This window comes from Spirosoma arcticum (assembly GCF_054779955.1).
In genome coordinates this window covers 22,219-45,703 of record NZ_BAAGXG010000003.1, presented here as the reverse complement: position 1 = coordinate 45,703, position 23,485 = coordinate 22,219, and the positions used below count along the sequence as shown (strand labels likewise).

Here is a 23,485-nt window from a genome sequence, read left to right as displayed (position 1 = left end):
CATAGTGCATTGATTAGAAAAAGGGATTCCTATTTGGGAATCCCTTTTTTGTTTGTATCAGTCTATGATTAACCAGCACTGTTTACTTTTTGCCCAGTTCAATCACCTGCATATCTTTGATTTGGCCCGCGTCGAGCGAAAAGCGGATGGCCGTTCGCATAACGTGAAAGCCCGTTTTTCCAGCCGCGCCAGGATTGATGAACAGCAGATTCTTCATGAGTGGGTCACGCACGACTTTCAGAATATGCGAATGTCCACAAACGAAGATGCTCGGCGGATTGAGTTGAAGGTTCATGCGCACGGCTGGGTTGTAGCGTGGAGGTGTACCCCCAATGTGCGTCATCCAAACGTCTAATCCGTCGAGCGTAAACCGTTGACTACCGGGTAGGTCGCTGGCCTCCCGGTCAATGTTGCCCGATACAATGCGCAGCGGCCGGAACGCTTTGAGTTGCTCCATAACGGAGAGATCTCCCACGTCGCCCGCGTGCCAAACCTCGTCGCAGGTGTCGAAATAAGTGAAAATTTGGGGGTCCAGATACGAATGCGTATCGGAAAGCAGGCCAATGCGAGTCATATAGTTTAAACACGGAGTCACGGAGGACACGGAATTTTCCTCTGTCTTCTCCGTGACTCCGTGTTTAGATTACGCGCTTACTGTTCCCAGAATTAGATCTTTCATGGTTGAGCGGATGAGCTTCTTATCAATTTTGCCGACGCTCGTTTTCGGAATCTCGGGCACGATTATAATTCGATCGGGCACGTACCATTTGTGCAGTTCGCCCCGCTCCACCCGCGACTGTAGCCCCGCTTTTATGCCGTCGGCTGTTAATTCGTAACCCGCCTTCTGCACGATCAGCGCGTGTGGCCGTTCGCCCCAGCGTTCGTCGGGCAGGCCAACAACGGCCGATTCAGCTACGCCTTCAATTTGCGATAGCGCGTCTTCCATATCGAGGGACGACACCCATTCGCCCCCGGTTTTTATAACATCTTTGGTTCGGTCGGCAATGAGTACCCAGTTGTCGGGCGTGATGCTGGCTACGTCGCCGGTGTGGAGCCAGCCGCCTTTCCAGAGTTCGGCACCCCGTTCGGCGTCTTCGTAGTAGCCCTGCGTGAGCCACGGCCCCCGCGCCACCACCTCGCCCAATGCGTGGCCATCGTGCGGAACAAAATTGCCGTCGTCGTCCATGAGCCGCATTTCGATGAATGGTGCAATGCGTCCGGCGCGGGTCCGCAACTCGATTTGGTCGTCGATGGGCAAATCCCGTTCGGTATCGTTCAACTGCGTGAGCGACATGATTGGGGCGGTTTCGGACATGCCATAGCCCTGATACACTTCAATACCCAGATCGAGCGCTCCTTTGGCCAGTCCTTTTGTCAGAGCCGAACCGCCGATGATAACTTTCCAGCGGCTCAACTGCTCCCTAAACTGCTGGGCGGCCGGGTTGTTGACGAGCATGTTCAGGATGGTTGGTACGCAGTGCGAGAAGGTCACCCCTTCCTTGAGCAGCAGTTTCAGTACCAGTTCGGGATCATAGCGGCCCGCATAGACCTGCTTGGCCGAGAGCATAGTTGCCAGAAAGGGAAAGCCCCAGGCGTGGACGTGGAACATGGGCGTGATGGGCATGTACACGTCCGTGATGGCCGAAAATGGCACCGCCTGATACCCACAAACGTAAGTAGCCAGTCCCATCGTGTGCATGAACAACTGCCGATGGGAGAAGTAAACGCCCTTTGGGTTGCCCGTGGTGCCGGTGGTGTAGAACGTCGTGGCCCACGTATTTTCGTCAAAGTCCGGGAAATCGTACTCTGCCGACGTGCCTTTAAGCAGGGCTTCGTATTCACCCGAAAAACCGGCCGGTACGTCGCCAACCGCGTTGAGATCGGTATATACTTTGTCGGAAATCAGGACGTACTTGTCAACCGTCGTAAGCTGATCCTTTATTGCCTTCAGGATGGGCAGGAAATCGTCGTGAATCAGCACCGCCTTATCCTGCGCGTGATTCATGGTGTAGAGAATCTGGCCGGGCGATAGCCGGATGTTAACCGTGTGCAACACCGCGCCAATGCTGGTGACGGCGAAGAAACATTCGAGGTAGCGGTGACTGTCCCAATCGAGTACGGCGACCGTATCGCCCGGCCCAACACCCAGCCCCGTCAGCACGTTGGCCAACTGCCGGACGCGTTTGTTGAATTCCACATAGTTCATGCGGAACAGATCGCGGTACACAATTTCGCGGTGCGGCTCGTATTTGAGTGACTGGGCCAGCATCGTTTTTATGAGCATCGGTGGCTCGTGGGCTTCGGCCGTGCGGGGAATCAGTTTCGTCTGAATCATGTGGCTAAAAACTATAGTCGTGTTAATAAAACGATTGTGTATGTCGGTTAGGTTTACAAATTACAATAATGTCTTGACATAAGACAACTAATGTGTTAGAGGTCAGTAATAGATACAAGCTGCTGGACGTTCGCAGCTACCTAAACACTTACTCTGTACAGCCGGTTGACCAGTAGTTTTTTAACGTTCACGCAACAATAATTCACTGTCCTGATGATTATTTATAAAACAAAACACTGGCTCGACGCACTCCGGCATTTTCACACGAGCGAGTCGGCGATATCGTTGCTTAAGCGGCTGGGTGCCGTTATAGTCTACGTTACTGTTATTACGGTCATTCAATTGCGTTACTTAGACCTGCGCCTGGCGAATACGCCCACTGAGTACGTGCAGGCGTTGGGTATTCTGCTTAGCTTACTGCTTATTTTTCGTACGAATACGGCCTATGATCGTTTCTATGAAGGACGCAGTACGTGGGGCGTGTTAATCAATACGACGCGAAATTTGTCGGTATTGTTCAATACGATACTACCCAAAAGTGCACAGGCAGACCGGGTATTCATGGCCAAAACAATCAGCAACTTTGGGGTTGCACTGAAAAATCACCTCCGCGAAACCCCCCAAATTACCGAACTCGAGCTACCCGAGGACTGGCAACAGCACGAATTTGAGTCGGTTAGTAATTGGCCTAATGAGGTGGTAAATCAACTACGCGGCCGAGTTGAGCGCCTATACGCCGAGCGAATCATATCCGATGCGCAGTTGATTAATTTAAACGACCAGATCAACCGATTGCTGGATGTGTCAGGTATCTGCGAACGCATTAAGAGCACCCCAATTCCATTCTCATACAGCCTGTTCATCAAGTTTTTTACGCTGGTTTATTTAATTATTCTGCCTTTTACACTGATTGAAGCCTACGGTTACGTTACAATTCCGGTGATGTTGGTAACGGCTTATTTCTTAATTGGTCTGGAGATGATCGGTGTCGAGATCGAAGAGCCGTTCGGGACGGATCGGAACGATTTGCCTCTGAATCAACTTGCCCAGCGTATTCGGGTGGATGTGCATGAGGTAATGCGCCAGCCTTTAGACAAGGAAGAGAAAAAGGCCGCCAGTCCTGATTTTGTGGTCGTGGACTAATTTGCATCGGTCAGTGTTGTGGTCCCCCCGCGACGTATTCAACAAAAAAGCAGGCCATTCGGAAACTATCCGAATGGCCTGCTTTTGCTCCAATCTGGCTTACCGTGCGCCGACGGGGTCGAGATCTCGTTTTGGCTGCCGATCCCTGGTGCCCTGTCCCTGATAAGGCTCTTCCTTGTGGGCGTTCGAACTGCTGACGGCGGCTGAATACACGACTAAGCCAAAGCCAATTTTGTTAATGGCATCCCCAACGTTGTAGACCAGGTCAATGTTGACATTCAGACCGGCCAGCAGGTTGCCCGGCAACAGCATGTACCCGATTGGGTAAATGGCCCAGCCGACCAGCACGAACCAACGCAACAGCGACACTGCCTTCAGCGTGGAGCGGTCATTGGACTCATCCGCAACTTTCTTGACGTCGCCTAAGTAAATTTCGTACAGAATACCGAGGTAGCCCAGCGTTGACACGCTGCCCCACAGTATGCTGTTGTTTTTGTCGATTGATTCGCCTATGTAACCGAACAATAGCATGAACACCGAGTAGGCAATCAGTTTCCACATGGTGCTTATCTTCCCACCAAAAGGTTTGATGAGCAAATAGAACTCAACGCACATCAGCGGTACGGTCAGCGTCCAGTCGATGTACCGGAATTCGGTCGGCGACTCGCCGGTCGCTAAGTACTGATCGCGCATGTAGTAATAGTGAACGGACGCAATCAGGGTGATTAGACCCGAAACGGTGAGCGACGTTTTCCAGTGGCCTTCTACCTGCGAGCGTTCCAGGAAGAAAAACACGGCAGCGGCAAACATGGCCATGTAGCCCGTGAAAAAGGTGAAGCCAACGACGTCCCCCGGACGTAGTTCCGCTGCTTGCAACAGTAGCGTAGGCATGTGCAGTGTTTCCATAAGCGCAGATTTGGGTAAATTATAAGGATTGACTACCAGAATTACGCGCTTAACCCGGTGATTATTTATTTTGTTTTTTGGTCCTGAACCAATTCAGCCGCTTCATAATCAATGCTGCTGCCAGCGCCCCCGCCCCCCGGCGTTTCGATTCGGATTCGCTCGCCAGCCGCCATCGCCCGTGTGAAAATGCCCGGCAAATCTTCTTTACTACCATCGGCATAAATCAGCGTCTGCTGACCGACGGCGCCGGGTTTGCCCCCGTTCAGGCCGTAGGGCGCGACGGTGCGATGCTGGCTCAGGAGGGTGGCCTGAACGGGTTCCAGAAACTCAATTTCGCGGACGATGCCGTCGCCCCCGCGCCAGTGACCCGCGCCCCCCGACCCCTCACGAATGGCGAACTGATGGAGCCGGACGGGGTAGCGCCGTTCGAGTTCTTCGGGGTCGGTGAGTTTGGTGTTGGTCATGTGCTGATGCACCGCTGAACGGCCATCAGCCCCGACCGTTGCCCCCGCGCCCCCGCCAATGGTTTCGTAATAGCCAAATATCTGGTTCATTGAATCGTCACTGCCAAACAGAAAATTATTCATTGTTCCCTGACTACAGGCGGCTAATTTCAACGCCTTTAACAGCGTATCGACCAACCGCTGACTGACTTCGGTGTTGCCCCCAACAACAGCGGGACACTTGGCCGACTCGTCGGGGAAGATCGGATTGAGAAATGATGATTTCGGCAAGCGTATATCAACCGGGGCCATCAGGCCTTCGTTGAGCGGGATATCGGTCGCGCACCACAGCCGTAGCACATATAGAATGGCGCTGTGCAGAATCGAACTATTAGCGTTCAGGTTGTTCGGGTGAACGCCCGACGTGCCCTTAAAATCAACTGAGATACGTCCGTCATTCACCGCAATATTGACCCGGATCGTGTGGCCGTCGTCGAGGAATTCTTCGGCCGCGAACGTACGCCCGTCGAGTGGATTAAGTACAGCTGTAATCGCATCGGTGGCGGACTGTTGGAGCCGGGCCATGTAGTGATGCACGGTTGGTAAGCCATGCTGACGGACGAGGTTTTGCAGCGCCGTTTCGCCCGCCCGCAGCGAGGCTAAGGCCGCTTCAATGTCGGCACGGTTTTCGGATAGAGAGCGAGTGGGGTAGGGGGCATTCGTAAACTGGTGTTTCACTCCATTCTCAACGCCATCGGTACCCCGTTCCCACAAAAACGCGCCTGCTTTCACGACGTACTGCGGCTCCAGAACAACACCTTCTTCGACTAATGACGTGGCGTCGGGTGGCATTGAGCCGGGTACTTTGCCGCCAATTTCGGCGTGGTGCGCCCGGTTAATGACGTAGCCAATCAAGTCGCCTGCGTCCGTAAAAACGCCTTGCAGCAGCGTTACGTCGGGTAAGTGTGAACCACCATACTTCGGGTGATTGGTGATGAGTACGTTGCCGGGGCCGAGGGGCAGTTTTTCCAGACAGAGCCGTGCACAAACGCCCAAACTGCCCAGGTGCACCGGAATGTGGGGAGCGTTGGCCACTAATTGGGCGTTGGCATCGAGCAGCGCGCAGGAAAAATCGAGCCGCTCTTTCACGTTAGTCGAGAATGCCGTTCGCTGCAGCTGAGCGCCCATCTCCTCGGCAATAGCCCGGAAACGCTGGGTGAAGAGTTCGAGTTGAATGACTTCGTTTCCCTCACCGACCCCTCTCCCTATGAGAGAGGGGTCGGTGAGGGAAATAAGGGTCTCCACATCTTCAATATAGTCAACTACCGCGTCCCGGCTGTTCTGCACAACAACCCGCCAGCCGGGTTCGATGAAGGCCGAGGAAGTGGCGTTGAGCAGCAGCGCCGGACCGCGAAAGGTGTCACCTTCCCGTAACTCCGTCCAGTCGTAAACAGGGTACTCCCCCGCTTGAAACGAAGGAGCGGCATGACGGTGGCTCGCGGGGGGGGCACTGGCCGGTGGTTCGTCGGCAACGGTGCTGACGGTGACGCGGATGCTTTCGACTTCAATAAGGCGCGGTTGCCCGTTGGTGTCTTCGGGGTAGTAGCCGTAACGTTGCTGGTATTTCTCCCGAAAATCAGTCTCTAAACGCTGGGTGAAGGGAATGTCAACGGCAGATTCCTGACCCTGAAGCCGTAGAGAAATGTTTACCGATTCACTATTTATGGATGCATCGCTACCAATATCCTGCCGCAAATCGCGAGTGGCCTGATCAACTAACTTAGTCGCTAATTCTGCAAGCTGGACTTCAACGTCCGCCAGTGGGCGCAGTACCGATTGCGATGCCATACGCTCGATTCGTGCCTGACCAATGCCATACGCACTCAGTAAGCCCCCGTCGAAAGGCAGGATAATTCGCTCCATACCCAGTAGCCGGGCAATGGCGCAGCCGTGCAACCCGCCCGCTCCGCCAAACGCGAGTAAACTGTGTTCTTTCGGGTCGAAGCCCCGCGTAACGGAAATTTTGCGAATAGCCCCGGCCATCGTTTCATTGGCAATCCGCTCAAAACCCCGTAGCAGTTCTGTCGCATCGGGACAAGTACCCGTTCTGGTTTCAATTTGGGTACGAATGTCCGCCAGGGCAGCCTGTGCTTTCTCCGGAAAGATGGGAATGCCAAACTGCTTAGGATGCAGCTTGCCCAGCAGTAAGTTTACGTCTGTGATAGTTAACAGCGACGGTTGACCCGGTCCGCCAGCCCCGTAACTCGCCGGGCCGGGACTGGCTCCTGCACTGTGCGGACCCACGCGAAGTTGACCGAATGCTGCACCGGCGGGTGTCGAACCAGCGAACGTCGCACCGGCGAGTGTCGCACCATGTTCTTCAAACCAGCAGACCGAGCCACCCCCGGCCGCAACGGTTTCGATAGCCAATGACGGCAGTTGTAGCTCAAACGGCCCAATGGGCGTTGAAAACCGGTAATCGGGCCGCTCCTGAATCCGGGCTACGTCGGTGCTGGTGCCGCCCATGTCGAGGGTAAGAATGTCAGCACCGTTGCCCACCGCAGCCGCGCCGATTACACCCCCCGCCGGACCACTGAGCAGACTGTCTTTAGGTCGGAACAGATCGGCCCGGACTAGACCACCGGCACTGGTCATGATTCGCACCGTACGACCACCCAATTGTTGCTGAACGTCGGCCAGATAGGTGCGCAGTACCGGGGTCAGATACGCATCGACTACGGCAGTTTGAGTGCGGGCCACGTAGCCGGGCGTGGTCGAAACAGCCGTTGATACCGTAGTAAGCTCAAAACCGGCCGTTCTGAGTGCGTCGAGAAGCTGGTGTTCGTGAGCCGGGTTGCGGTAGGCGTTCAGCAGCGAAACGGCAACCGCGTCGGGTTCGGTTTGTCGAAGCTGCCGGATTAGTTCGGCAGTGGTTTCGCTGGATAGCGGGGTTAGAATTTGCCCATCGGCGGCTACGCGCTCATCTACTTCCAGGACTGTGTCATGCAGTAGTTCAGCGGGTGGTATGGCTAACTGAAACAAATTCGGCCGTTGCTGCGTCCCAATCGCCAACAAGTCCCGAAAGCCTTTTGTTACGAGCAGGGCCACCCGGCCCCCTTTTCGTTCGAGCAGGGCGTTGGTGCCTTTGGTTGTGCCGAGTCGCATTTCTATTGCTGGAAAGGGTTGGTTCAACGGCGTTTGCGTAAGCAGACGAGCGGCCAGCACCGGAGCTTCTTCACCGGAGAATAGTTCGATGGTGAGTAGCTGGTCGGTGAGCAGGCTACCCGCAACCAACGTTCCATCTGCCGCCAGTGACTCAACTATGAATACCTCATCCGTCTCAACCACCTGCAGTGTGTAGCCATCAAAAATTGGAGCCGTCAGCCAGGGTGCCATGATGCGGCCATCAATCAACTGGCCGCGCAAACGGCTATTGCTGAGCACTTTTGTGCGGTGCAGGTTCCCGGCGGGGTCGCGGGCAAGGCCGTCGGTAAAGGTGCCGCCGGTGTCGATCCAGATTTGCCACTGCGCAGCAGCAACAGCGGAGACAGTATGAGTCATGGCACAAAACAAGGTAAAAACGGCGAAGGTACGCTTGATGGTCGTTTACCGTTTACTCAAACGCGCTGAATTAGTTTGACTAACTGGCTCGCTCTGAGTACGTTTGACCGCTATCCTCTTTTGTTATGAACACCCCCGTTGAACCGCGCCCTGACGAGTTACCCCCCGTGTCAATCCCAAGCTTTTTTGAGTGGTTACCCAACAACCCGGCCCACGTCCTGTATCCAACCCAACCCTTCACCAATATCGCGGTTGCCGCGTCGGGGGGCGGTTTTCGGGCCGCTGCTTATATGCTTGGTACTCTCTCGTACCTGAATCACGCGCAGTTTGATCAGAAGCCCTTGTTGGCGCAGGTAACGTACTTAGCCAGCGCGTCGGGTGGTTCGCTGGCAACGGCATTTTACCGCAAAGCGCTGTTCGACAACCAGCCATTTGGCGGCTATTACCAAACAATGACCGAGTTCTTGACCGGAACAAAAACGGTACAGGCCGTTTCCAAACTGCTCGCCGACGATACCGCCTGGCCAGTCGATGGAAAGCGCCGAAATTTGATTAACGCCTTCGCGAAGGTGTACGATCAGCAATTAGAAGGCCTTACGCTGGGTGACTTTTTTACCAGCAATCCGGCCGTTCCCGTTCAGGAAATGTGTTTCAACACTACCGAATTTTACCAGGGTTTGCCCTTTCGGTTTCAGACCCGGCAGACGGGCATGACTAATTTGATCGGTAACAAATACCTCAATTTTCAGGCAAAAGGCATTGATGCGGCTAAAAAAATTAAGATTGGCGACATCATTGCTGCTTCGTCGTGCTTCCCGGCGGGTTTTGAACCCATGCGGTTTCCTGACGATTTTGCGCACGATCAGTTACCCAAAGACGTGCTGCAACGGGCCATCCACTTCCCCGAACGCCCACCGGTGGAAATAGGCAAAAACTATCCTAAACGAACGTTCGGACTGATGGACGGCGGCATCGTGGATAATCAGGCCATCGGCAGTATGCTGGAAGCCGACCGCCGACGCACGAAAGTGGGTGCCTGCTTCACCATAGTGATCGTCACCGACGTATCGAACCAATACATTCCGCCCTTTGTGCCGGGCCAGCCAACGGCCGGGAAACCCTGGCAGCAAATGACCGTACCCGGTGTCTGGAAGGGCGTTCGGCGGTTGACTAATCGCTTGTTCCTGCTGGGACTTTTTGCCTTTGTGGTCAGTTTACTGCTGGTCATTCTGGCAACAAACGTCTGGCTGAAAGTAACCGGAGCTTTGTTCATCGTTCCCTCACTACTCATTAGCCTGCTCGATTGGCTGGCCGGACAGGCGGAGCGAAAAGCGACTCAATCGGTTAAAACGTTTACGGCCAAATCACCCCTACTGTCGGATAAAGGCATCCGGCCCCTGTTGAGTTTCCTGGCTAACCTTCCACTTGGCACCCTCGTCGGAATGCTCAGCGAACGAATTCAGTCGGTAGTAATTCTGGCGAGTGATCTGTTTCTAAAACGCATTCGCCGGGCTGATTATACCCAACTGTACGAAGACCCGGCCTGGCAGTTTCGGCGGGTTGCTAACTTCATCTATGACCTCAGCGAAGGTGATCAGCCAAACCGCGAGGCACCTCTTAACAAAGACACCGATACGAAGGACACACCCAAGAAAGAAACGAAACCGGAAAAGCCGGACTGGCGTGGCCCAGAAAAAATCCGCCTGACTCCGTTGCCCGCATTAGCTGCCCTGGCCGAAAAAGCCCGGCTGATGGACACCACGCTCTGGTTCGATGAAGCGCATCAGGATCATTTGGACGCCGTAATTGCCACGGGCCAGTTTACGACTTGTTACAACCTGATTAAGTACCTGTTTCGCTTGGAGCAGGAAGAGAAGGGTTACGGTCGGCTCACCGACGACGTGAAGCAGTCGGTGCAACAGCTCAAAACGCAGTTACTAACTGATTGGGATCGGTTTCAGCAAGACCCGCTCTGGCTGCACACGCACTCACAACTACAGAATTAATCCGTGACGATTGGTTTGTGCAACTCAAGCTGACATCAATAATCTACTAATCAATAGTTTAAAGCATGGAAGCGACGGCAAAACCTCACCCGCCCCCGCTGAACCCGGCCCTGCGCCCGTTGGTGCGTAAACTGAGGGGCTATGCCTACGACCCCAGCCTGTCGATCAGCCTTGATGCGATCCTGGTCAACCGGGCAACGTTTCAGGTGAAATGGGAAGAACTGGAGCCGGGGCCGATTGGCGAATACGTGGAGGTGATCGACGCGGACCCCTCCAGCCGTGCCTTTTACCTGCCCGTAAACTTAAACGATCCGGCCGTGCTGGCCCAGGATGGCCTGCCGCCCTCGGAGAGTAATCCGCAGTTTCACCAGCAAATGGTGTACGCGGTGGTGATGACGACCATCCAGAATTTTGAGAAAGCGCTGGGCCGGAAAGCGTTCTGGTCATCCATCAACTACGAAGAGAAAGACGAAACGCGGACCTACGAGCGTGAGCGGTTCGTGCAGCGGCTGCGCATCTATCCCCACGCCGTTCGGCAGGCCAATGCCTACTACAGTCCCGACAAAAAAGCCCTGCTGTTCGGTTATTTTCCGGCCCGCCCCAGCGATGAAACGCTGCTCATGCCGGGTAGCCTGGTGTTCACTTGTTTGTCGCACGATATTGTGGCTCACGAAGTTACCCACGCGCTGATCGACGGGTTACGCAAGCGGTTTGTGTATGCCTATCACCCCGATACGACGGCGCTCCACGAAGCTTTTTCCGATTTGGTCGCTTTGTTTCAGCACTTTACCTTCCCCGAAGCGCTCGAATATCAGATTGCCAAATCCCGGGGTGAACTGGAGAATGAACACTTGCTGGGTCAATTGGCCCAGCAGTTTGGCTTTGCCATTGGTAATTATGGTGCCCTGCGCGATGCCATCGGTCACACCAATGAGTCGGGCGACTGGGTGCCGCTGGAGCCGAACGCCAGCGCTTACAAAACCGTCATGAAACCACACCAGCGCGGTAGTATCCTGGTAGCAACGGTCTTTTCTGCCTTTTTGAACGTCTACCGGAAGCGCGTAGCCGACCTCTTCCGAATTGCGACGAATGGCACGGGCGTTCTGCCGCAGGGCAATATCCATCCCGACCTGGTAACGCGGCTGGCGTATGAAGCCTCCCGCACCGCCCGGCACTTTCTGTCCATGTTGATTCGGGCACTGGACTACTGCCCCCCGGTTTACGTAACGTTCGGCGACTTCCTGCGGGCCATTGTTACGGCTGATCTCGATCTGGTCCCGAACGACCCGCTGGGCTACCGGGTGGCTTTTATTGAGTCGTTCAAACGGCGGGGCATCTACCCGGACGGTATCCGAACGCTTTCGGAAGAAAATCTTTCCTACACGACGTATCTGGCCGAAGAACTAACCGATTTATTTACGCCCCGACAAACGGATCAAACCGCCGGGTCGCCAAATCTGCTGATTCGGTTGCGGGAGCGGCTCCGGCTGTATTTCAACGAAGCCAGTAATGATCACTCCCGGCGCGATTTATTTCAACTGACACTAATTGCCAAAGAAGAACTGCACCGGCTGGTGCACCAGGCCGACGAGCAGGAGCGCCGGATGCTGGAACACATCACCGAGTTAACGCTGTCGATGCCGGAGATGGACTATCCAATCGAAAATGCCCTGGTCGTAAAACGCATCCTTCCATCGGAGCCGGGTCAGCCCGACCGTTTATTGCAGATTGAAATGAAAATCTATACTGAAAAAAACGTGCAGGGCGAGGAGAAGCACTACTATTGCCCATCGTTTGAGGTTCACTCGCTGCACCGCTCACAGCGCGTGGGGCCGGACAACGTCATTCTGAATCAGGTCATTCTCACCTTAGTGCAAACGTGCCGGATTGTTGACCCCGACAAACCGGCGGCCGATGTGCCCGAATTCAGAAGCGGTTGTACGCTGGTGCTGGATATGGATCGCCTGACGCTCAAGGTTATGGCCAAAGCCACCCGTGACAAAGTCCGGCTCGACAAGTTTATGGAGCGACTGAAAAAGGTTGAACTCGCTCCCGAAAGCTCGCCCTTCAACGCGCCCTCGCGGAATCATCAGGTAGCCGAACCATTTGCTGCATTGCATGAGCGCTAAAATGAAGTCAATCCGTTAAACACAGAACTTATGAATGCGCCAACGCTTGATTCGGTCCGGGTCAGAATGTACTGTCAGGGTTTCGGTGACTGTTTTCTGCTGACCTTTTCGTACCGGGCGGGCGGGCAGACGATCAAAAAAAAGCACATGCTGATTGATTACGGCGTCTGGCGCGACGACAAGAACTGCATGGACGACATTGCCCAAAATATAATGGACGAGACCGGCGGGCAGCTTGATTTATTGGTAATCACCCACCAGCACAAAGATCACCTGTCGGGCTTTTACCGAAAACGACGGGAGGGCATTCTGAAAAATCTGACCATCAAGCGGCTATGGCTGGCCTGGACGGAAGACATTGAAAACAACCAGTTGGCACGGGATCTGGCTCAGCAGTACGACCGGGCCGTTGATTCGCTTCAGATGGCCAACGATCAGTTGCAGCGCATGAACGGTCAGGCCACTGCGCTGGGTTTGACTGAGTTGAGTAAACTGACGCGCCACCTGCTCGAACTGGAAGAAGGCAGCGAAGACGAATTCCCTGAATCAACTCAGGTTCCAAACCCGTTAGTCAGCCCGCAGCAGGTGCCATCTACTCCGGGCGTGAACGGGCACGAACGGGCGATGGACACCCAACCGGCTGCCGCGCCAAAATCCCGCTCGTTCAACAAAGCTGCGCTCGACTGGCTCAAACAGAAAGCCGAAAAAGTTGAGTATCTCAAACCCAACCAGCGAATCAGCGGCTTCCCGGTGGAAGATGCGCACGTGGGAAACGATCCCGGTGTTCAGTTCTACGTGCTTGGCCCACCCGAAGACCACGCTTTTCTGCGCCAGAACGAGTCGCAGCGAGAAGGCGAACTGTACCTGAATGCCAACATGGTCGGCGACATGTATTCGTTTGCATCGGCGTTCTCTGACTTCGGGACGGACTATCAGTCATGGATCAGCAATTCGCCGTTCGATGACGATTATTTCTGCCCCGTTTCGTTTGAACAGGCGAATCCTGACACGCCCGAAGCCGTTCTCGACGGACTAAAAATACCGGCGCGGGACCGGGCTGCTACGTTAAAACGACTCAGTTACCTGAAAACCTGCGCCGTGTACGAGACGTATTTTTTGGGTGATAAAGCGAATGACATTGGCCTGGCTGGGAATCAAAAGCGCCGAATCGACCACGAGTGGCTCCGGGCTTCGCAGTCGCTGGCGCTCAACATGAACTCACACACCAACAACACCAGTTTGGTGCTGGCTATTGAACTTGACCAGACGAAGCAAGTGCTGCTTTTTCCCGGCGACGCGCAGTATGGCAACTGGCGGTCGTGGTTCGCGAAAAAATACGAATGGAAGATTGAAAAAACGGCTACTGAATCCCGCCGTATCGTGACGGTGGAGGATTTGCTTAGTCGCACGGTTCTTTATAAGGTCAGTCACCACGGCAGCCACAATGCCACGCCCAGGCGGCAGGGGCTTGATTTGATGAGTCGCGATGATCTGATTGCGCTGATTCCGGTATCAAAACAGACGGCCACCGACAATGACTGGCCCATTCCGTACGAAAAACTCATTGACGAATTTAATCGGCGCTCCATAACTTACGTGTCCTCCGACGACCCCAAAAATCCGCGTCTGCTTCAGCAGCATACCGATTTATTCACCGTCGCCGGTGACGAAAACGGTGGTACTATCCGTACCACCGTTCGAGCTGAGCTGTATGTAGAATGCACGTTTTCGCTGTTGGGCGGGACGTCGGTGGTTTAGCGAATCGTATAATCAATTCATTACAAGCACCCCCGCTTGCCGGTAGGCTGCCACCGTTTCGGGTTTGGCTTTGTCGTCGGTAATCAGCACGTCGAACAGGCTTAGGGGCGCAAAACAGAGGTATTTTTCGGTTTCTAACTTCGAGGAGTCGCACAGCAGGTTGCCCCGGTGCCTATCCAAATCTACCCTATGTAAAATCGGTATTTGTGCAGGAAGAGGCTATTTTTGAGAAAACAACCGGTTGATGTATTAGTAAATCTGCCAGAGCAGTATGTATGACCCAATTAGACGCACTATTAAAGCAGGGGTTTAGGCTTGATGCTGATTTAAGGCAGCGAGTTACTCTTTTATTCCAGGTCAGGGCTATAAAGCGGGGTCAACATGTCTTGCAGGCCGGTGACGTCTGCCGCCAACTTACATTTATTGAGTCCGGCCTGTTTCGGCATTATTACGAGTCACCGAAGGACGAGGTCACCCGCTGGATTTCGGCTGAAGGATCATTTGTATCTTCGTTAGGCAGCTTCATTAATCAAACGCCTACTGTTGAGAATATACAAGCACTGGAAGCGAGTGTTGTGTATATTCTCGATAAACGCGATTTTGATGCCTTATACGCTCGCTACGAATCGGTGCGGGAGGGGTGGTGTCGACAGATTGAGCAATACTACGTAGTTATGGAGAAACGAGTTCATGAGTCGGTTGTACAAACGGCTGAAGCCCGGTACGTGAACCTCGCTCGTGAATACCCTAACTTACTGCATCGGGTGCCACTCCGCTATCTGGCATCTATGCTGAACAGCACCCCTCGTCATTTAAGTCGTATACGCCGAAGGTTAATGGTGCAGAAAATATAGACAAATGTCCTCACGTCGGTACTTGTCAGGTAGATAAGTTTGCAGTCTACCCGTTTCTGTAATCCAATGCTTGTTCGCAAACGCGCTTTACTATTGATCTTTTTATTGGTAACCGGGGGAGCCATGCTCTTCCACGCCTGTAGCCCTTACCGCGAGTTTCATCGGTATCATCCCCCTCCCGTTAGTAGCTATGGGCCGCTGAGTCTACCGGCGCACCACTCCAATTATAAAACAGTCTTTATTCTGGCTGACAACCGAGGTACTGAAATCTTTGATCTGATGGCTCCATTCGCCATTCTGAGTGGAACAGGCCAGCTTAACGTGTACATAGTAGCCTCTGACTCTAAGCCAATTCTCTTACGGAAAGGGCTGTTTATACTACCACATTATACGTTTCACCAGTTAGATTCGGCTCAAACAATAAAGCCGGACGCGATAGTGATACCAGCTTTGTCTGATAGTGTAGATCAAATTGCAGCCTGGATTCAGACGCAACAATCTGAACAGACCTTGTTCATGTCGATTTGTGAGGGGTCGAGGGTGGCGGCTGAAACGGGCCTGTTCGATGGTAAACGGATTACAACCCACGCCTATAACCTTTCTGTCAACGAACGTCAATTTCCACGGATGAAGTGGACTAAAGGCGTTAGTGTAACTCAAGACGGTCGATTTTTCAGCACGGCGGGTGTGTCGAGTGCGGTAGAAGGGTCGTTGTTGTTGATAGATCATTTACTTAATCAGCAAGTCATGCAAAAGGCTATGCAACAGATTTGCTATCCGTCGTCCGCGTTTCGGTTAGTCCATGTTAATGATAAAATCACCAATACAGAAAAATGGCTCATCGCTCGAAAAATTTTGTTCGGTAAGAATCGACACATCGGTGTTCTGGTGCGTGACGGGGTGAACGAACTGGATGTAGCCGCTGTGTTGGACACCTACCATCGTAGTTTTCCGGCGTCGATTCAGTCATTTACGCTGGATCAGGGGCCGATTGTCAGCGAACACGGTTTAGTTTTGCTGCCAACCGGTGACAAACTGTCGGCCGACCTCGATGAACTTCACGTTCCAGCCGCTAACTCCGTTACCAGCAATGTAGCCGGACAAATAAGCGTTGTGGCAGTCAAGAACGTAATCTGGTACAAAACAGGTAAGACCTACATTATTGATAGGCTTTTGGATCAACTGACGCAACAATACGGTGCTAAGTATGCCCGCGTAGTAGCATTACTGCTGGATTATAATCAGGGGTTGACAACAACAGCACCTAAACAGAACTGACGGCGGTATCAATTCAAGACATTAACGCCCGCCTGCCGGTAAGCCGTCACCGTTTCGGGTTTGGCTTTGTCGTCGGTAATCAGCACGTCGAACAGGCTTAGGGACGCAAAACAGAGGTATTTTTCGGTTTCTAACTTCGAGGAGTCGCAGAGCAAATACGTTTTGTCGGATTGCCGGGCCATAGCCACGGCCGTGCTGGCTTCGCGCTCGCTGTTGGCACTCAGGCCGTTTTGCAACGAAATGCCGTCCACACCAATGAACGCCCGGTTGGCGCGGTAGCGGGTCATGTGTTCTTCGGCCATGAGTCCGTGAATGGCATGCCGGTCTTTGTCTACTTCACCCCCTACCAAATTTATCGACACCTCCGAGGCCATCAATTCGGCCACCACAGGCAACGAATTCGTGACCACAGTGATGCGTTTGTGGCGGATGAAGGGGCACAGTCGAAACACCGTGCTGCCACAATCCATAAAAATAACGTCGCCCTCTTGAATTTCTCCGGCGGCTATCTGGCAGATGTAATCTTTCCGTTCGGCGTTAACGGCCGCTTTGTTGGCAAACCGGTGGTTATCCGTCGCCGTCGCCAAACTAATTTTCATGGCTCCCCCCCGCGTTCGGTACAGCAATCCCGACGCGGCTAATTGTATCAAATCGCGCCGGACAGTCATCGCCGACGTTTGCAGTAAGTCAGCCAGTTCCTGCACATCGACCGAGCCTCGATCGTCGACCGTTCGTAAAATAAGTTGCTTCCTATTTTGGAAATTCATCGTGAATCTGTTCTTTTGTTCAAAAATAAACAAAATCAATCAATTTTGAACAAGATGACTACAGAACAAGTGCAAATAACAGAGGAGAAACTGCTTTCCGACAATTGGTACGTGCTGAAACGGTACACGTTCAACTACCTCGGCAAAAACGGAAAGTGGACAACCCAACAGCGCGAAGCCTACGACCGGGGTAATGGCGCGACGATTTTGCTCCACAATCCGCAGACCGACACCGTCATCCTCACGCGGCAGTTCCGACTGCCCACGTTCGTCAACGGCAACCGCAGTGGGGGACCGGAGTCGGGAATGTTAATCGAAGCCTGCGCCGGTCTGCTCGACAACGACGACCCGCAAACGGCCATTTTGCGCGAAACGGAAGAGGAAACCGGCTACCGCATTCAGTCGGTGCAAAAGGTGATGGAAGCCTACATGAGTCCCGGCTCGGTGACGGAAAAGCTGTTTTTTTACCTCGCCGAATACACCGCCGATACCGAACGCAACGCCGGGGGCGGCATTGACGAAGAAGAAATTGAAATTTTAGAGCTTCCGTTTAGCGAGGCACTATCCATGATGCAGAGTGGGGAGATCATGGATGGAAAAACAATTATGCTGCTGCAGCACCTGCGTTTGCAACAACTTACTGCCAGCCCGGTCAATCGACCTGAACAGTTCCAGCACGACCATAGTTTCACTCAGTAGTACAACCCTGACTACATGGCCCGGCATCGTCTGGCACGAAACTATGAACCGATTACTGACCTTACTGGCTGTATTGCTGACGGGAATGTCAGCCGCAGCCCAAACCAAGCCCGCGTCGACTACATCCCCCTCGGTCGTTTCGGTAATTGAGGACATCACGGCCAAACGCTTTCTGCCCGACACGGTTTTCACTGCGTTGTCGGAGGAGGACAAAACGTTGCTGGCAAAGGAGCCGGTAGCCAATTGGGGCCTGGCGCAGGAGTCCGGCGAGATGACTTATTACAATCTGGTTATCGGCACCCGTTCTTACCAATTGGTGATTATTAAACCACCCAAAGAGGAATTCCCAACGGCGACCTTGTTGCGCTTCGCCACGCCCAAATCCAAACCAGAACCCATCGCCCGGGGCACGCTCAGGCCCAAAGTGGAACAAGCGCCAAAATGAGCGAATTGGGAATTGGCTGGTTACAACGTCAGTTTCATGCCTTCGTGCGTGGCAACAAAGCCTAGCGTTTCATAAAATTGTATCGCTCTCGGCCGTTGCTTGTCGGTTGTCAATTGCACGACGTAACAACCTTTTTGTTTCGCTCTGGCAATGGCGTAGCTAAATAGTTGCGTGCCGATTCCTTTCCCGCGATGGGCTGAACTGACCCGCACCGCTTCGATCTGCGCCCGCAGCCGACCCTGATGCGTCAGATATTGAATGAATGTCAGGTGAAACGTGCCGACGATTTCTTTACCAATTTCGACAACGGTCAACTCCTGATTGCTATCTTTTTTGATTCGGGCGAACGCCTGTAAATAAGTCGCCGGAAGCGGTATTTCTATCTTTTCTCTTATTGCGCCCAACGAATCGTCGGCCAGCAGTTGAATAATGGCAATTAAGTCGTCCTCCGTTGCTAAGCGAAATGTAAGTTCTGATTTCATGATTCTACTACTTTGTTGAGTGGGGCTACATAGTACAGAGCGGCTTATTAAAGTAAACGGACCGCGGCCGCGGATGGTAAAGAATTACGTTAAGAAAATCATTTATCTATTTTTATTGATTGTTAGTAGTTTACGAAAAGTAGCGATCACAGAGACTAATAATCATGCGTAGTTAGTTTAACGTTTTTTGTACTTTAGCTAAACTGTAGCTGGTCATACAACACGTCTATGAATAGCGCTAACTTACTGTAAAATAAACGGTTGTACTTAACCCATATCGTCCTTACAATTAGTTTTGCGTCTTTTATGCGTTGACTTGTGCCCTTTTACGCCATCAATCATCCTCTTCCCTGAATTCTATGAAAAAATGGTTTCTACTTACCCTGTCTGTCCTCTTACCCCTGCTAACACGATCCCAATCTACCAAGCAAATTGTCATCGGTCAGATTGACAGCCTGTCTTCGAAAATCCTCAACGAGAAACGTAAAATATGGGTGCATGTCCCAGACAGTTATAGACAGGAAACATCATCCAAACGACGGTATCCGGTCGTCTATCTGCTGGATGGCGATAGCCACTTTCCGTCGGTGGTGGGGATGATCCACCAACTAAGCACCGTCAATGGCAACACGATTTGCCCGGAGATGATCGTGGTGGGAATTCCCAATACCAACCGGCTGCGGGATCTGACTCCCACACCGGGGGGCGGAATGATTCCATCGGCTGCCGACAGTACAAGACTGAAGAACTCGGGCGGAGGGGAGAAATTCACCGCCTTCATCGAACGCGAACTGATTCCTTACATTGACTCCCTATATCCCACTGAGCCCTACAAAGTATTCATCGGGCATTCGCTGGCTGGGCTGCTGGTCATCAATACGTTGATTCATCACCCAAACCTGTTCAACGCCTACGTGGCCATCGACCCGAGTATGTGGTGGGCGAATCAAAAGCTGCTCAATACCGCTAAGGAGGTCATAGCCAGCCAGACGTATGCGGAGAAAGTCCTGTTTGTCGGTATCGCCAATACGATGGAGCCGGAGATGGATACCTTACGGGTACAGGCGGATACGAGTGGCTCTACTAAACACATCCGCTCCATCTTAGCCCTGGATCGCTTACTAAAAGCCAATGGACAAACCGGCTTACGCTACCAGGGGAAATACTACGGCCTCGATGACCATAGCTCCGTGCCACTCATCACAGAATACGACGCGCTCCATTTCATTTTTGATTCCTACCGATTAAAGCTGACCGACCAAGACTATGAGGAAGACAATACCCGGTTAGCCGATAAACTGACAACCCATTTTACGGCCGCCACCAGGCAGTTGGGCTATAAGGTGAAGCCACCGGAAAGTCTGGTCAATGATCTGGGCTCGTATATGGTATCCGAAAAGAAGTTTAAAAAAGCCGAAAGTCTATTCAAACTCAATGTGGCGAATTACCCAGCCAGTTTCAACGCCTATGACTCGTATGGTGATTACTTTGTGGCCCAAAAAGACACAGTCAGTGCCATAGCCAATTTCCAGAAAGCGCTTTCGCTGAAAGAAACGCCCGCAACGCGAAAAAAATTAGTGGCTTTACAAGCCCAAATCAGCACTCGCCCATCTCCCGCCGATAAGCCGAAAAAATAACAGTCTACTTTGCGATATAATCAGTTATTTCAACGCGGTTATATAAGTGGGGCGGCCGTCAGACCCGTTGGATTTAGACTAAAACTCTTAGAGTAATTCTTTACGGTCGCCGTTGCGGTCCAGTTACTAATAAAATCCTTACAGAAAAAGTCAGACCAGTCTCTTGCTGGAAACTGGTCTGGCTCAACTTCTCTAAAAATCGTGATTCTTACTTCTTCGTCACCCGAATCGAAATCCGACGGTTCTGGGCGCGGCCTTCCTCAGTATCGTTGCTGGCGATGGCGTTTTCCTGTCCGTACCCTTCGGCATCTAACCGGCTGTTGGCGATGCCCAACTGCACTAATTCGGCCTGCACTGATTTAGCCCGGTCGTTAGACAGTTTCAAGTTAGCGTCGGCGCTACCTGTGTTGTCGGTGTAGCCGCCGAGTTTGACGTTCACCGCCGGGTAAGCTTTCAGGATTTCGGCAATGTTTTTCAGTTGCTCCTGCGATTCGGGTTTCAGCGTTGCACTGCCCGTCTCGAAGGTCAGCCGGTCGAAGTCGAACCAGGTCGTTTTGTCAACGGGCTTGTCAGACTTGATGAAGTTTAGCAGGTTAGCTTCGATACCGTCCACGTCCACACCCTTTAGCGATACACCACCGTCCAAGTCCAAATCAGTAGGGGTGAACTCCCGGTTTGGCGTACTGACTTTATTATTGTCGGCGGCTGTGGATTGCTCCAGTGGCACTTCGGTACCCGCAGCCGTTTTGCCTTCGCGGTTGAAGCCCGGCGTTTCCGACGATTTCACGGCGATGTAGGGCGCAATAACCAGCGACACAATCGACATCAGTTTGATGAGAATGTTCATCGACGGGCCGGACGTGTCCTTGAACGGATCACCGACGGTATCACCCGTGACGGACGCTTTATGAGGCTCCGATTTTTTGTAGAACATCTCACCGTTAATCAGCACGCCTTTTTCAAACGACTTCTTGGCGTTGTCCCACGCGCCACCGGCGTTGTTCATGAAAATACCCATCAACACACCCGACACCGTGACACCCGCCAACAGACCGCCGAGTACTTCGGGGCCGAAAATGAAGCCGACAATAACCGGCACCGTCAGGGCAATGGCTCCTGGCAGCACCATCTCGCGGATGGAGGCCTGCGTCGAAATAGCCACGCACTTTTCGTATTCGGGTTTACCCGTGCCTTCCATGATGCCCGGAATCTCGCGGAACTGACGACGCACTTCCTCCACCATCGCCATAGCGGCCCGGCCCACGGCGGCAATCGCCAGCGACGAGAAGATGTACGGAATCATGCCGCCTACGAATAACCCGGCCAGCACGTCGGCCTTGTAAATGTCGATGGCCGAAATGCCCGACAGGCCTACAAACGCTGCAAACAGGGCCAGGGCGGTCAGCGCAGCTGAGGCAATAGCGAACCCTTTGCCACTCGCAGCGGTCGTGTTACCAACGGCATCGAGAATATCGGTACGGCCGCGCACTTCTTCGGGCAGGTAACTCATTTCGGCAATACCACCGGCATTATCGGCAATGGGGCCGAAGGCGTCGATGGCCAACTGCATGGCCGTAGTGGCCATCATTCCAGCCGCCGAAATAGCCACGCCGTACAGACCCGCGAAGTGATACGAGGTGTAAATACCAGCCGCCAGCACCAGAATCGGCAGCACGGTCGATTCCATCCCTACGGCCAGCCCACCGATGATATTGGTAGCCGCGCCCGTGGCCGACTGCCGGATAATGGACATTACCGGACGCCGACCCATGGCGGTGTAATACTCAGTGATGATACTCATCAGCGCACCCACGACAAGACCCGTCACGATAGCATAGAACACATCCATCCGGTCGAACTCGACACCCCGAATCTCCATTATGCCAGCTGGCAATATGGCGTTGACTAAGAAATACGACGCCACCAGCGTAATGCCAATCGACGCCCAGTTACCGAGGTTTAGCGCACCCTGCACGTTGCCGTTATCGTCTTTCACCCGCACGAAATAGGTCGCGATGATTGAGAAAATCAGGCCCAGACCGGCAATGACCATCGGCAATACGATGGGCGCGTGACCAATAATCGGGTCGTTGGGAATGACAATCTCGCGGCCCAGTACCATCGTGGCTAAGATCGTGGCTACGTACGAACCGAACAGGTCGGCACCCATTCCGGCTACGTCGCCCACGTTGTCGCCCACGTTGTCGGCGATGGTGGCGGGGTTGCGCGGGTCATCTTCGGGAATTCCCGCTTCCACTTTGCCAACGAGATCGGCTCCCACGTCGGCCGCTTTGGTGTAAATACCACCGCCCACGCGGGCAAACAACGCAATGGATTCGGCCCCGAGCGAGAAACCCGCCAGCACTTCGAGGGCTTTTTCCATCGGCAGGCCGTTGACGTCGCCGGAGGGTTCGACGTACAATTTATAAAGAACGATGAACAGGCTGCCCAGACCCAGCACAGCAATACCGGCCACGCCAATGCCCATAACGGAGCCACCCGTGAACGACACCTCAAGGGCTTTGGTCAGGCTCGTGCGGGCGGCATGGGCGGTACGGACGTTCGCCTTCGTGGCGATGTTCATACCGATGTAGCCCGCCAGCGCCGATAGAAACGCGCCGAGCAGAAAGGAGAGACCAATGATTGGACTGGAGTTAGGTACTAAACTGCCCATGTAGGCCAGCAAGATGGCGACGATGATGCCGAAGTAGGTCAAAACCTTCCACTCGGCTTTAAGAAACGCAATGGCGCCGTCGGCAATGTAACCCGCAATTTCCTGCATCCGGGCGTCACCAGCGGCCTGCTTCGACACCCACATGAATTTGGTATACATCACCAGCAGGCCGACAACACCCAGAATGGGGACCAGATAAACACTGTAATTCATAGAAATAAGTATGTGTTAAATTTTCGATTGCCCGCAAAGATAGAATTTGCCCGTGCATAACGCCCAACAAGCCGCCAAATTGGTTGACTTTTTTCACGAATAAATAGCACGTGGATTACCTGAATAGGGCGAATAAACACGGATAATATTTGGGG

The 23,485-nt window shown here is 53.2% G+C and carries 17 protein-coding genes; 9 read left to right on the top strand and 8 right to left on the bottom strand.

Annotated features, from left to right (window positions below; all coding sequences use genetic code 11):
- Nucleotides 1–82: 82 nt before the first annotated feature.
- Together ACYVHB_RS07450 and ACYVHB_RS07445 are read right to left on the bottom strand one after the other, a co-directional pair.
- Complete coding sequence (locus ACYVHB_RS07450) at nucleotides 83–574, bottom strand: metallophosphoesterase family protein (protein ID WP_461051072.1); 492 nt, start codon at nucleotides 572–574, stop codon at nucleotides 83–85.
- 69 nt (nucleotides 575–643) lie between these two features.
- On the bottom strand, nucleotides 644–2,335 hold the full coding sequence (locus ACYVHB_RS07445; RefSeq protein WP_461051071.1) for a fatty acid--CoA ligase: 1,692 nt from the start codon (nucleotides 2,333–2,335) through the stop codon (nucleotides 644–646).
- Between the two features lie 213 nt (nucleotides 2,336–2,548).
- Between ACYVHB_RS07445 and ACYVHB_RS07440 the strand changes: the two genes are divergently transcribed.
- Nucleotides 2,549–3,478 carry a bestrophin family protein gene (locus ACYVHB_RS07440; RefSeq protein ID WP_461051070.1) on the top strand — a complete coding sequence of 310 codons (930 nt, stop codon included), beginning with the start codon at nucleotides 2,549–2,551 and terminating at the stop codon, nucleotides 3,476–3,478.
- A 99-nt stretch (nucleotides 3,479–3,577) separates the two neighbouring features.
- On the opposite strand, the gene ACYVHB_RS07435 is transcribed toward ACYVHB_RS07440, so the two are convergent.
- Complete coding sequence (locus tag ACYVHB_RS07435; RefSeq protein WP_461051069.1) at nucleotides 3,578–4,384, bottom strand: bacteriorhodopsin; 807 nt, start codon at nucleotides 4,382–4,384, stop codon at nucleotides 3,578–3,580.
- Between the two features lie 65 nt (nucleotides 4,385–4,449).
- A complete protein-coding gene (locus tag ACYVHB_RS07430) occupies nucleotides 4,450–8,388 on the bottom strand; it encodes a hydantoinase B/oxoprolinase family protein (RefSeq protein WP_461051068.1) in 3,939 nt (1,312 codons plus the stop codon).
- A gap of 125 nt (nucleotides 8,389–8,513) precedes the next feature.
- Here ACYVHB_RS07430 and ACYVHB_RS07425 point away from each other — a divergent pair, with 125 nt between their 5' ends.
- The 3 genes from ACYVHB_RS07425 to ACYVHB_RS07415 all read left to right on the top strand — a co-directional run bounded on the left by ACYVHB_RS07425 (nucleotide 8,514) and on the right by ACYVHB_RS07415 (nucleotide 14,281).
- The gene (locus tag ACYVHB_RS07425) at nucleotides 8,514–10,394 is read left to right on the top strand and encodes a patatin-like phospholipase family protein (protein ID WP_461051067.1); all 1,881 of its coding nucleotides are present in this window, start codon (nucleotides 8,514–8,516) and stop codon (nucleotides 10,392–10,394) included.
- A 65-nt stretch (nucleotides 10,395–10,459) separates the two neighbouring features.
- Entirely contained in the window at nucleotides 10,460–12,523 is a 2,064-nt protein-coding gene (locus ACYVHB_RS07420; protein ID WP_461051066.1) for a hypothetical protein, read from the top strand.
- A gap of 30 nt (nucleotides 12,524–12,553) precedes the next feature.
- Complete coding sequence (locus ACYVHB_RS07415) at nucleotides 12,554–14,281, top strand: ComEC/Rec2 family competence protein (RefSeq protein WP_461051065.1); 1,728 nt, start codon at nucleotides 12,554–12,556, stop codon at nucleotides 14,279–14,281.
- A 12-nt stretch (nucleotides 14,282–14,293) separates the two neighbouring features.
- On the opposite strand, the gene ACYVHB_RS07410 is transcribed toward ACYVHB_RS07415, so the two are convergent.
- A complete protein-coding gene (locus ACYVHB_RS07410) occupies nucleotides 14,294–14,461 on the bottom strand; it encodes a hypothetical protein (RefSeq protein WP_461051064.1) in 168 nt (55 codons plus the stop codon).
- 95 nt (nucleotides 14,462–14,556) lie between these two features.
- Here ACYVHB_RS07410 and ACYVHB_RS07405 point away from each other — a divergent pair, with 95 nt between their 5' ends.
- A complete protein-coding gene (locus ACYVHB_RS07405; protein WP_461051063.1) occupies nucleotides 14,557–15,135 on the top strand; it encodes a Crp/Fnr family transcriptional regulator in 579 nt (192 codons plus the stop codon).
- 66 nt (nucleotides 15,136–15,201) lie between these two features.
- On the top strand, nucleotides 15,202–16,413 hold the full coding sequence (locus tag ACYVHB_RS07400) for a DJ-1/PfpI family protein (RefSeq protein WP_461051062.1): 1,212 nt from the start codon (nucleotides 15,202–15,204) through the stop codon (nucleotides 16,411–16,413).
- A gap of 8 nt (nucleotides 16,414–16,421) precedes the next feature.
- On the opposite strand, the gene ACYVHB_RS07395 is transcribed toward ACYVHB_RS07400, so the two are convergent.
- The gene (locus tag ACYVHB_RS07395; protein WP_461051061.1) at nucleotides 16,422–17,180 is read right to left on the bottom strand and encodes a DeoR/GlpR family DNA-binding transcription regulator; all 759 of its coding nucleotides are present in this window, start codon (nucleotides 17,178–17,180) and stop codon (nucleotides 16,422–16,424) included.
- A 54-nt stretch (nucleotides 17,181–17,234) separates the two neighbouring features.
- Here ACYVHB_RS07395 and nudK point away from each other — a divergent pair, with 54 nt between their 5' ends.
- Both nudK and ACYVHB_RS07385 read left to right on the top strand, forming a co-directional pair.
- On the top strand, nucleotides 17,235–17,879 hold the full coding sequence (nudK, locus tag ACYVHB_RS07390) for a GDP-mannose pyrophosphatase NudK (RefSeq protein WP_461051060.1): 645 nt from the start codon (nucleotides 17,235–17,237) through the stop codon (nucleotides 17,877–17,879).
- Nucleotides 17,880–17,922: 43 nt separating this feature from the next.
- Entirely contained in the window at nucleotides 17,923–18,324 is a 402-nt protein-coding gene (locus ACYVHB_RS07385) for a hypothetical protein (protein WP_461051059.1), read from the top strand.
- A gap of 20 nt (nucleotides 18,325–18,344) precedes the next feature.
- On the opposite strand, the gene ACYVHB_RS07380 is transcribed toward ACYVHB_RS07385, so the two are convergent.
- Nucleotides 18,345–18,806: a GNAT family N-acetyltransferase gene (locus ACYVHB_RS07380; protein WP_461051058.1), complete on the bottom strand. Its 462-nt coding sequence runs from the start codon at nucleotides 18,804–18,806 to the stop codon at nucleotides 18,345–18,347.
- A 359-nt stretch (nucleotides 18,807–19,165) separates the two neighbouring features.
- Here ACYVHB_RS07380 and ACYVHB_RS07375 point away from each other — a divergent pair, with 359 nt between their 5' ends.
- On the top strand, nucleotides 19,166–20,443 hold the full coding sequence (locus ACYVHB_RS07375) for an alpha/beta hydrolase (RefSeq protein ID WP_461051057.1): 1,278 nt from the start codon (nucleotides 19,166–19,168) through the stop codon (nucleotides 20,441–20,443).
- Nucleotides 20,444–20,651: 208 nt separating this feature from the next.
- Here the strand turns inward: ACYVHB_RS07375 and ACYVHB_RS07370 are convergent, their stop codons facing one another.
- Nucleotides 20,652–23,330: a sodium-translocating pyrophosphatase gene (locus ACYVHB_RS07370; RefSeq protein ID WP_461051056.1), complete on the bottom strand. Its 2,679-nt coding sequence runs from the start codon at nucleotides 23,328–23,330 to the stop codon at nucleotides 20,652–20,654.
- Nucleotides 23,331–23,485 lie beyond the last annotated feature (155 nt).